Origin of the sequence: Geminocystis sp. CENA526 (assembly GCF_050753365.1) — a bacterium.
Taxonomy (GTDB): domain Bacteria; phylum Cyanobacteriota; class Cyanobacteriia; order Cyanobacteriales; family Cyanobacteriaceae; genus Geminocystis.
On record NZ_JBLZFY010000117.1, the window covers coordinates 1 to 11,167 of the forward strand.

The 11,167-nt window shown below is 35.8% G+C and carries 10 protein-coding genes; 7 read left to right on the forward strand and 3 right to left on the reverse strand.

Annotated features, from left to right (window positions below; translation table 11 throughout):
• Positions 1-253 precede the first annotated feature (253 nt).
• From ACN4EE_RS19815 to cobA, 3 genes are all read left to right on the forward strand, one after another.
• Complete coding sequence (locus tag ACN4EE_RS19815; protein ID WP_431708233.1) at positions 254-1,618, forward strand: NAD-dependent succinate-semialdehyde dehydrogenase; 1,365 nt, start codon at positions 254-256, stop codon at positions 1,616-1,618.
• A 181-nt stretch (positions 1,619-1,799) separates the two neighbouring features.
• The gene (locus ACN4EE_RS19820; RefSeq protein ID WP_431708223.1) at positions 1,800-3,374 is read left to right on the forward strand and encodes an NAD(P)H-quinone oxidoreductase subunit 4; all 1,575 of its coding nucleotides are present in this window, start codon (positions 1,800-1,802) and stop codon (positions 3,372-3,374) included.
• 453 nt (positions 3,375-3,827) lie between these two features.
• Entirely contained in the window at positions 3,828-4,517 is a 690-nt protein-coding gene (gene cobA / locus ACN4EE_RS19825; RefSeq protein ID WP_431708224.1) for a uroporphyrinogen-III C-methyltransferase, read from the forward strand.
• A 147-nt stretch (positions 4,518-4,664) separates the two neighbouring features.
• Here cobA and ACN4EE_RS19830 read toward each other — a convergent pair whose 3' ends face one another.
• Complete coding sequence (locus ACN4EE_RS19830; protein ID WP_431708225.1) at positions 4,665-4,889, reverse strand: hypothetical protein; 225 nt, start codon at positions 4,887-4,889, stop codon at positions 4,665-4,667.
• 81 nt (positions 4,890-4,970) lie between these two features.
• On the opposite strand from ACN4EE_RS19830, the gene ACN4EE_RS19835 reads away from it, so the two are divergent.
• The gene (locus ACN4EE_RS19835) at positions 4,971-5,522 is read left to right on the forward strand and encodes an RDD family protein (RefSeq protein WP_431708226.1); all 552 of its coding nucleotides are present in this window, start codon (positions 4,971-4,973) and stop codon (positions 5,520-5,522) included.
• 62 nt (positions 5,523-5,584) lie between these two features.
• A complete protein-coding gene (gene murD / locus ACN4EE_RS19840) occupies positions 5,585-6,955 on the forward strand; it encodes a UDP-N-acetylmuramoyl-L-alanine--D-glutamate ligase (RefSeq protein ID WP_431708228.1) in 1,371 nt (456 codons plus the stop codon).
• Between the two features lie 140 nt (positions 6,956-7,095).
• On the opposite strand, the gene ACN4EE_RS19845 is transcribed toward murD, so the two are convergent.
• Positions 7,096-8,691: a CTP synthase gene (locus ACN4EE_RS19845; protein WP_431708229.1), complete on the reverse strand. Its 1,596-nt coding sequence runs from the start codon at positions 8,689-8,691 to the stop codon at positions 7,096-7,098.
• Between the two features lie 205 nt (positions 8,692-8,896).
• Here ACN4EE_RS19845 and ACN4EE_RS19850 point away from each other — a divergent pair, with 205 nt between their 5' ends.
• Both ACN4EE_RS19850 and ACN4EE_RS19855 read left to right on the forward strand, forming a co-directional pair.
• Positions 8,897-9,634: an alpha/beta fold hydrolase gene (locus ACN4EE_RS19850; protein WP_431708230.1), complete on the forward strand. Its 738-nt coding sequence runs from the start codon at positions 8,897-8,899 to the stop codon at positions 9,632-9,634.
• A gap of 706 nt (positions 9,635-10,340) precedes the next feature.
• Positions 10,341-10,550 (forward strand): hypothetical protein, encoded by a 210-nt coding sequence (locus ACN4EE_RS19855; RefSeq protein WP_431708231.1) that lies wholly within the window; start codon positions 10,341-10,343, stop codon positions 10,548-10,550.
• Positions 10,551-10,627: 77 nt separating this feature from the next.
• Here the strand turns inward: ACN4EE_RS19855 and ACN4EE_RS19860 are convergent, their stop codons facing one another.
• Positions 10,628-11,068 (reverse strand): EVE domain-containing protein, encoded by a 441-nt coding sequence (locus ACN4EE_RS19860; RefSeq protein WP_431708232.1) that lies wholly within the window; start codon positions 11,066-11,068, stop codon positions 10,628-10,630.
• Positions 11,069-11,167 lie beyond the last annotated feature (99 nt).

Genomic DNA, 11,167 nt, shown 5'->3' on the forward strand with positions numbered 1-11,167 from the left:
TTCCCTTTTCCCAAATCCGCTCTTCCCTATCTTCATCAAAAGACTTTTTCAGCAACCCCTACTTACTCCCTTTTTATGGATTTTTTCTGATTATTAAATTAAGTTTCTAATCATAATTAGTTTTGTTATTTTTTTACTATGGGAAGAATTTATTAATTTTAATATATCCTTAAATTATCCACGTCAATAATAAACAAGACAAAAAATAAATATTTTCAATTTGACCTTAACCTATAGTAAAACAAAAAAAGCCATGACGATCGAAACTATTAATCCCTATAACCAAGAAATTATTAAAACCTTTACTCCTTTAACTACTGCGCAAATCAACGAAAAACTAGATTTAGCGGTGTCTGCTTTTAAAGATTATCGTCTCACATCTTTAGAATTTCGAGGAGAAACATTGCTCAAAACTGCGGAAATATTAGAAAAAAATCAAGAAGAATACGCAAGATTGATGACGTTAGAAATGGGTAAACCCATTAAACAGGCACTTGCTGAAATTAGTAAATGTGCCTTAGTATGTCGTTTTTATGCCGAAAAAGCTGAAGAATTTTTGACTCCTAAATATATTGAAACCGATGCTAGTAAAAGTTTTGTCACTTATCAACCTTTAGGCGCTATTTTGGCAGTGATGCCTTGGAATTTTCCCTTTTGGCAAGTGTTTCGCTTTCTTTGCCCTACTTTAATGGCTGGTAACGTTGGCTTACTTAAACACGCTTCTAATGTGCCTCAATGCGCTTTAGCCATCGAATCTATCTTATTATCCGCAGGTTTTCCTAAAGGGGTTTTTCAAAGTTTACTCATCGAATCTCCTCAAGTGGAAGGGGTGTTAAGGGATAGTCGAGTGAAAGCCGTCACCCTCACGGGGAGTGAATTAGCAGGAAAAAGTGTTGCCTCCATCGCAGGGCAGGAATTGAAAAAATCTGTGTTAGAGTTGGGAGGCAGTGATCCTTTTATTGTGTTGGAGGATGCTAATATTGAGGAAGCGGTAGAGGTGGCAGTTACTGCTAGAATGTTGAATAATGGTCAAACTTGTATCGCTGCTAAAAGATTTATTCTACAGGATTCGATCGCACCTAAATTTGAACAGTTATTAGTAGAAAAATATCAAAAAATCGTCATGGGTGATCCTTTTAACCCTAACACCGATTTAGGTCCTTTGGCAACCCCTGCTATTTTAAGGGATATTACTAACCAAGTTAACAAAAGTGTCGAAATGGGGGCAAAAGTGTTAATTGGTGGCAAAAGTGTGGAAGGGAAAGGAAACTTTTATCCTCCTACCATTTTGACGGATATTCCCGTTAACTCTCCAGCCATGACAGAGGAATTTTTTGGACCAGTTGCCCTATTATTTAGAGTAAAAGATTTACAAGGTTCGATCGAACTAGCTAATAGTACCATATTCGGGTTAGGGGCTTCCATTTGGACAAATAACGAGGAAAATATCAAAATTGCCATCAGAGATATAGAAGTAGGTGCATTATTTATTAATAGTTTAGTAAAATCCGATCCTCGTTTACCCTTTGGCGGTACGAAATCTTCAGGTTATGGTAGAGAACTAAGCATAGAAGGAATGCACGAATTTGTCAATATTAAAACCGTGTGGCAAAAATAAAAGATTAAAAGTCACTCCAGAAACCATTAAAAACAAAAATTAACATAAAAAATTGTTAGATTCTCAAAAAATATTGCTAGATTGTTGATATAGACTCATTATCTAGTCATTGAGACAAATCTATGACTAATTGAAAAATCATAGATGACTAATAAGCATTTATATAGCAACTTACTTACAAATGGATTTAACAAATTTTCCTTGGTTAACAACTATTATTCTTTTTCCTATTATTGCCTCTTTATTTGTCTTCATTATTCCTGATAAAGATGGTAAAAATGTTAGATGGTATGCCTTAAGCGTTGCCTTAATTGATTTCGTGTTGATTGTCTATGCTTTTTATCAAGGCTACGACTTCAATAACCCTGATTTACAATTAGTAGAAAGTTATACATGGGTTGCCGATCTTGATCTAAAATGGTCTGTAGGTGCTGATGGTTTATCCATGCCCTTAATTTTACTCACGGGTTTCATCACTACTTTAGCTATTTTAGCGGCTTGGCCTGTCAGTTTAAAGCCTAAATTCTTTTATTTCCTCATGTTAGCAATGTATGGCGGACAAATTGCTGTGTTTGCTGTACAAGATATGCTACTTTTCTTCCTTGTGTGGGAATTAGAATTAGTACCTGTTTATCTTATCCTGTCTATATGGGGCGGTAAACGGCGACTGTATGCGGCGACTAAATTTATCCTTTACACTGCTGGAGGCTCGTTATTCATCCTTGTAGCGGCGCTAACGATGGCTTTCTATGGTGATACCGTTACTTTTGATATGGTTTCGATCGCACAAAAAGATTTCGGATTTAACCTACAATTACTATTATACGGTGGTTTATTAATTGCCTACGGTGTGAAATTGCCCATTTTTCCTCTTCATACATGGCTACCAGACGCACACGGAGAAGCTACTGCCCCAGCCCATATGTTACTAGCAGGGATTTTGTTAAAAATGGGAGGCTATGCGTTAATTAGGATGAATGCAGGAATGTTGCCCGATGCCCATGCTACTTTTGCTCCAATTTTAATTATTTTGGGGGTAGTAAACATTATTTATGCAGCCTTTACTTCCTTTGCCCAACGCAACCTGAAACGCAAAATTGCCTATTCTTCTATCTCTCACATGGGATTTGTCTTGATTGGTATTGCTTCTTTTACCGATATTGGGATGAGTGGAGCAATGTTACAGATGATTTCTCACGGTTTAATCGGTGCTAGTCTATTCTTTATGGTAGGTGCAACGTACGATCGAACCCATACCTTGATGTTAGACGAAATGGGGGGAATAGGCAAACAGATGAAAAAGATATTCGCAATGTGGACAACTTGCTCTATGGCTTCTCTTGCCTTACCCGGGATGAGTGGATTTGTCGCAGAATTGATGGTATTTATCGGCTTTGCCACCAGTGACGCTTATAGCTTCACCTTTAAATTGATAATGGTATCCCTCGCCGCCGTGGGTGTCATCTTAACTCCCATTTATCTGTTATCCATGTTGAGGGAGATATTATACGGAGAAGAAAACAAAGAATTAGTTTCTCATACCAAATTAGTCGATGCCGAGCCTAGGGAAGTATTTATTATAGCTTGTCTTCTCATTCCTATTATCGGTATTGGATTATATCCTAAAATCGTCACCCAAATTTATGATGCTAGTACCCAAAAATTGACGGCATTATTACGTCATTCCGTACCTAGTTTACAAGTTGCGGACAATAAAACACAATTTGTGGCATTAAAAGCACCAAATATTAATTAGTGAATAGTGAATAGTGAATAGTGAATAGTGAATAGTGAATAGTGAATAGTGATTAGTGAATAGTGATTAGTGATTAGTTAATAAAACCGACTTTATTTTAAATAATATAAAGTTTCGAGATTGTTGATAGTATCTCGCAATCACAATTACTTTTCTGATTTTTTTTATTTGAGTCGCTTTAGCAGACGGTAGCTGTTAGCCATGAAATTTATTTCTTAGCGAGGTATGAGATATTACCTAAAGTTATCGTTTACCCACACATTGTTGATTTTATCAAATTTTTGTAACAAAATGTTTTGCAAACAAACTCATTTAATTAGCACAACAAGGGCTGAAGCCCTCACTACAAACCAATTAAAAATCTTTTTACCAGAAGTCTAATTAATAATTCGGGCTTTTTTAATTCTTAATTCTTAATTCTTAATTCTTAATTCTTAATTCTTAATTCATTAGATGACGGTTTATTTTATTGGTGCAGGAATTGGCGGAGTTGACTATCTTACCGTTAAAGGTTATCGAATTATCTCTCAGGCGCAGGTTATTATTTATGATGCCTTAATTGAAAAGGAAATTCTCGACATCGCTTCTGATGAATGTGTCAAGATTTGTGTAGGCAAAAGAGGCGGTAAAGTCAGTACTTCTCAAACCAGCATCAATGATTTATTAGTCAAGTATGCCCAAGAATATCATACCGTTATTCGTCTTAAATGCGGTGATCCTGCAATTTTTGGGCGTATTAACCCAGAATTAGAGGCTTTAAGTCATCTTAATACAGATATTGAGCTTATCCCCGGTATTTCTTCCGCCCTTGCTGTGCCTTTATGGGCTAATATCATGCTCACAGAAAAGGATGATAGTCGTTGTTTAACTATTCTCACAGGACATGATCCGAATATACTCAATTGGTCAATATTAAGTCAAGTTGATACTCTCGTTATTCTCATGGGAGGAAAAAATCTTCCCGTCATCACTCAAAAATTACAGGAGTATGGTCGATCGATCGATTATCCCATTGCCATTATTAAAAACGGCGGAAATCCACAGCAACAAATTTGGAAAGGTACATTGAATAATATTGTCGAAAAAACTGCAAATATTTCTTTATCTCCTTGTATAATTGTCATCGGAAAAGTGGTTAATTAAACTTCAACAAAAAAATTAAAATTAATTAAATATTATGATTATTAAAACTATTCAACAAGCGGAAAGTAATTAAGTTATTAGTTAGTACGATGGGAATAATATTCAACCTTGAAAAAGTTAAAACTCATAATCTCCATGACAATTTTATTAAGATTGCTTCGTGCCTCGCAATGACAGAATAAATACCCTTATTATGAATAATTGAGCCATAAAAAAAGGGAAGTTTTTAACTTCCCCACTGTTGTTATTTTTGAGCTTACTTTTTAACATTTTGAGACGTTTTTGCCATTGTTTTTTCTTGGCTGTGCCTCCTTTTCCTTTATCGTTTCTTCCTTCCCTTCTAGGGGATTCCCAACGTTTTAATCTTGGCATATTTACAGACTCCCACGAATACCTTTTCATTTATAATAACAGATAATCCCATAATTGGCAAAAAATATTGAATCCCCGATCATGTATAGCGAAGAAATCCAGTATCGTCGATCGCCTAAAGCACCGTTCGATCGAAGGGCTTATGCTTTTTTAATTGATTTTGTGACAGTTTGGATAATATCCTCCCTTGTAACCAACATTTTCTTAGAATTTCTCATTTTCTCTTTGCTATGGTTCATTTTACGAGTCGTTATAGTCGATAAAAACAAAGGACAAAGTTTAGGACGTTGGGCGATGGATTTAAAAATTACCGATGCTCGTCTCAAACGTCTTCCTCAAATTCTAGCTTTAACAAAACGAGAAGGTATTATTGCCATTGTCGCATTTCTCACCATGATCGGTTTGAAAGTCAATTTTGCTGATTTTTTGCTCATGGCTTTGTTTTGTACTCCCCTAATTATTGACGGGGTAACGGCTTTAACCGATGATGAATATAATCAAACTTTTCACGATCGAGTTAGTGGTACAATAATTATTCAAACTAGAAGGGGATTTTCTTTAGATTTAAGAGTGAAAAAATGGTATAAAGAAGCTAGGAAAACTTGGCAAAAAAAGAGAAGAAAAAACAGATAAACAATTAAAATTGATTAGTTAACTTTTACAAATAGATAATTATTAAAAAAAATTATAAATAAATGGGCAACGTTAATATCATTGGTTTAGGAAAATCTGGCATCGCCGCCGCACGAATTTTAAAAACAGAAAATCATCAAGTCACTATCTATGACAGTTCAAACTCCGAAGCCTTAGAGAAAATTAGAGAAAATCTGGCACAGGAGGGCATAACCGTCAAGTTAGGACAAAATATGCCCCTAAATGAGCAAAATAAGCCCAATTTAATTGTAGTTAGCCCCGGAGTGCCTTGGGATATACCATTATTAGTAACCGCCCGTCAACAAGGCATTAAAACCATCGGGGAAATGGAGTTGGCTTGGCAATATCTCAAATCTTCTCCTTGGATTGGCGTGACTGGTACAAACGGCAAAACCACTACGACTGCCCTAATTGAAGCTATGTTAAAAACGGGAGGTATCAATACGAGCGCCTGTGGCAATATCGGTTATGCGGCTTGTGAATTAGCCTTATCTGCCTTAAATAATCCTCCTGAATGGGTAGTAGCAGAAATTAGTAGTTATCAAATTGAGTCTTCGATCGAATTATCCCCTAAAATTGGAGTATGGACAACCTTCACACCTGATCATTTAGCAAGACATAAAACCCTCGAAAATTATCATCTTATTAAAGCAACTTTATTGCAACGATCGACATCTAAAATTTTAAATGGAGATGATCCATATTTACATAATTTAGGTTTAAATTTAGACTGGAAAAACGTATATTGGACAAGTATTCAAGGCAAAGAATTTTTATTAGGAGATATAGAAAAAGGAGTCTATTTAGAAGACTCTTGGATAGTCGCTTTTAAGGAATTAATTGCACCTATTTCCCTGTTTAAAATGGTAGGAAAACACAATTTACAAAATGTTTTAATGGCAACCGCCGCCGCTAGACTTGCAGGAGTAAGTAAGAGTTCGATCGTGGAAACAATATCATCTTTTACAGGAGTATCTCACCGTTTAGAATTAATTACCACCATCAACGGGGTGGATTATATCAATGATAGTAAAGCCACTAACTATGATGCCGCCGAAGTAGGGTTAGACTCAGTAGCATCTCCCGTTATTCTCATTGCAGGAGGGGAAGCCAAAGAAGGAGATGACACAGCGTGGATAAACAAAATCAAAGAAAAATGTGTGTCTGTGTTGTTAATTGGTGAAGCATCCTCATTATTTGCCGAAAGATTAGAAATAAAAGGCTTTAAAAACTATGAGATAGTCAACGACATGGAAAAAGCCGTATTCAGAGGGAAACAATTAGCCGAAGAAACAAAAGCCAAAGTAGTGTTACTTTCTCCAGCTTGTGCTAGTTTTGATCAATATCGTAGCTTTGAACATCGAGGAGATCATTTTCGAGAATTGTGTTTGAATCAACAAAAAATGAATTAATTTGTAGGTTGGGTTGAGAAAACGAAACCCAACAAAAACCAGAAAATAATGGATTATAAATTAACAATTATTCATTATTAACTCTTCCCTTTTCCCTTTTCCCTCTTCCCTCTCTTCATCAAAATACTATGAGACAACACCTAATTACCGAGACAGGCTTTAATAAACCCCAAAAATAAAGGATGAGGTTGACTAGGGCGGGATTTAAACTCAGGATGAAATTGCGTAGCAAGGAAAAAAGGATGATTCGGTAATTCGACAATTTCCACTAATCTTCCATCGGGAGATGTGCCACTGATTTGATAGCCTGTTTCCTGAAATTGCTGACGATAACCATTATTAAATTCGTAGCGATGACGATGACGCTCATAAATTACCTCATCTTGGTACAAGGAATGAGCGAGGGTATCAGGCACTAAACGGCAAGGATAGACTCCTAAACGCATTGTACCACCTAAGTCCACCACGTCTTCTTGTTCAGGTAATAAGTTAATCACAGGGTGAGGGGTTTCTTCGTCAAATTCGGCACTATTTGCCCTTTCTAATTGTGCTGTATTTCTTGCCCACTCGATAACACTGCACTGCATCCCTAAACATAACCCCAAGAAGGGAATTTGATTTTCTCTTGCGTATTCAATGGCTTTGACTTTCCCGTCAACTCCTCGATTTCCAAAGCCTCCCGGTACTAAAATACCATTGACATCTTTTAAGTATTTATCCGCCCCATGGGTTTCAATATCTTCGGCATCCACCCAAATTAACTCGATTTCAGCTTGAGAATGAATACCAGCATGGGTTAACGCTTCTACTACTGACAAATAAGCATCGCTGAGTTTAATATATTTACCCACGATCGAAATTTTCAGTTTATGCTCAGGATGTTGCATTTTACTCACTAAACTTTCCCATTTTTGCAAATCAGGCGATCGATTTTCTAAACGCAACAACTGCAATACTTGCTCTGCTAATCCTTCTTTTTCTAAAATCAAAGGAACTTCGTAAATACTACTCGCATCCGAAGAAGTAATAACCGCTTCACTAGGCACATCACAAAATCCTGCTATTTTTTCTTTGATATTATGGGGGATAGTGGTATGACAACGACATACTAACACATCTGGTTGAATACCGAGCGATCGAAGTTCTTTAACAGAATGTTGAGTTGGCTTCGTTTTTAATTCTCCTGCCACAGAAATCCAAGGGATAAGGGTAACGTGCAGATAAAGCACATTATCGCGCCCCACATCCTTGCGAAATTGACGAATCGCCTCAAGGAAGGGTAAAGACTCAATATCTCCCACAGTACCACCAATTTCGGTGATTACCACATCAGGGCTATTATTTTTAGCGACTCGATGGATTCTTTCTTTAATTTCATTGGTGATATGGGGAATAACTTGCACCGTTGCACCCTGATAAATGCCTCGCCTTTCTTTGTTGATTACCGCTTGATAAATTGAGCCAGTGGTGACACTATTAAGCCTAGAACTGGAAGTATCGGTAAAACGTTCATAATGCCCTAAATCTAAGTCAGTTTCCGCACCATCATCGGTAACAAAAACTTCTCCATGTTGATAAGGACTCATTGTCCCCGGATCTACGTTAATATAAGGATCTAACTTCACGATCGAAACTGAGTAATTGCGAGATTTTAACAAACGCCCCAAACTAGCCGCCACAATCCCTTTTCCGATACTGGAAACCACACCGCCAGTCACAAATACAAATTTAGTCATTTTCTATAACAATTCGTCAATAAATATAAAAATTAAGATAGCGTGGCAAATATCCACAATTCAAAATCTTATCCTATAACTCATCATCAATTCTTAATTACAAATAGAGAGTGCGACCATAATTAGTAAAATAAGTGAATAATGAATAGTAAATAGTGGATAGTGGATAGTAGATAATTGTTAATCGTTAATTGTTATTAAAACCTTGATATTTCTACCCCATAAAACCACCAATAACCATAAACCCCTTTTTATCTACCTCCCCGGTATGGATGGTAGTGGCAAACTCCTGCGAAATCAAAGAGAAATTTGGAATAATTTTGATGTTCGTTGTGTTGCCCTTCCTCCTTACTATGGTATTCAATGGCAAGACTTAACTCAACAATTAATAACTCTTATTTCACCCCTTCTCAAACAAGATAAGGAAATATATCTTTGTGGCGAATCCTTTGGCGCTTGTTTAGCTATGAAGTTAATGGAAAATCTCTCTACCCCACTGACTAAAGTTATTTTAATCAACTCCGCTTCAGCTTTTTATCAACGCCCTTGGTTAAATTTAGGTAGTTATATCACCCAAGTTATGCCCGATTTTGTCTATAAAAGCTCCACTTTAATCTTATTACCTTTTCTTGCAAAGCTCGAAGCCCTTAATTTCAGGGAAAGACGAAGACTTTTAGCGGTTATGGCATCGCTCCCCCCCTCCATTGTATCATGGCGCATCAATTTGTTAGAAAAATTTTTTGTTAATCAAGACAAATTAAATCAATACAAAAATGAAGTCCTAATTATTGCTTCAGGAGAGGATAAATTATTACCTTCTTTTGAAGAAGCGACAAGACTACACAATATTTTTACTAACTCTAATATTAATCTACTTCCTGATAGTGGTCATTGTTGTTTATTGGAAAAACAGGTAGATTTACTTACTGTTATCAAAAACTAATTTACAAAGTTGTCGGAAAAGGTAAAATCAAATTATCTCAATTTTAATAAGGTTTTTCTCATTAATGATGCCTTTATCATCTATTCTTCTCTATTTTTCCTTTTAAATTTTTCATGTCTTTAGGTTCAAATTTGGATAAATGTAAAGTTTTGTAAATTTACCTTCCTTTTCTGAGAAAATATTGTTATCTTATAAATATAGAAGTTAAATAAGTTAATTAAAAACTTCTTTCGATTGACGAAACAGCTAGTGTAAACTCTATTGAAAAAGCGAGGTGAAAAGGCTGAAAAAGATACGTGTTATCTGTCTCTCGATTACCGAAACAGCAGTTAGTTTTCTGTTTCAAATTTCCTAAGCTATCAACAGAGAGCGATGGAACTGAACAAGATAGGTCTAAAGGATCATAGTTTATCAGGTAGATCAATATTTCAGTGCAACTCTATAAAGTATCGGTTTAGGTAAGGAAAAAGAAGTTATAGGAGGTTAAATAAGCTGTTTACGGTAGGTTACGTTTCCGTTTTCGTGAATATCAATAATAATAGCAGTAGTCAGTACCAAGTCTTGAATTTCCTAATATACAGCGAAGCAGGGAGTAAGGGAACTAATTCACAGGAATTTAGTGCAACTTCGAGCATTCTCACTTAGGATAGGAAGTAATAAAAGCGGGTCAATCTCGGACTACTGTTATTGTTATTTTAGAGGTTTTATGAATATCAAGGGCGAAATCAAATATCAAAGTATTGGCGTTGGCGCATGGACTTTAGTGAGCGATACAGGAGAAGTCTATGAGTTATATCAACCCCCCCAAGAGATTCTTCAAGATGGGTTAAAGGTACAAGTGCAGGGTGTCATTCGAGATGATATTATGACGATCGCAATGTTAGGTAAAGTTTTAGAAATTACTACCTATACATAAAAAATAGTTAACTCGCTTCGCATAAATTGACGAAGCTAATAGCTTAAATCTGCTAAAGCGATTATGATAATTAGGGTTTATTTACTGCTCATTAAAAGAATTTTTTGGGCGGTGTTTTCTGGTACGGGTATGACTGATAAACGGTTGCCTTTTTTGACTACTAATAATTCTTCTTCTGTGAATTGTTGTTTTAAAGTATTTAAACTTATTATTTCCTCAAATTTTTCTTTGAATTGTACTTTAACTGTATGCCAACGGGGCTTGTTTTCTGTGGCTTTTTCATCAAAATAAGGGCTTTTTGTGTCAAATTGGGTTCGATCGAATACATTAGTCTCGACAATTTTCATTAAGCCAATAATACCAATATTTTTGCAATTAGAGTGATAAAAAAAGGCTATATCTCCTATTTGCATTTGTTTTAAATAGTTTCTGGCTTGATAGTTTCTGACACCATCCCAAATAGTGGTATTTTCTTGTTTTAAGTCTTCTATACTATATACTTGTGGTTCAGATTTCATTAACCAATAAAGCATTTTAATTGTTAATTATCACTAAAATTATTAACTGATGTTACGCAAAAATAGAATTAGTTGTTGATTGGAGGTGTCAGGTTTCAG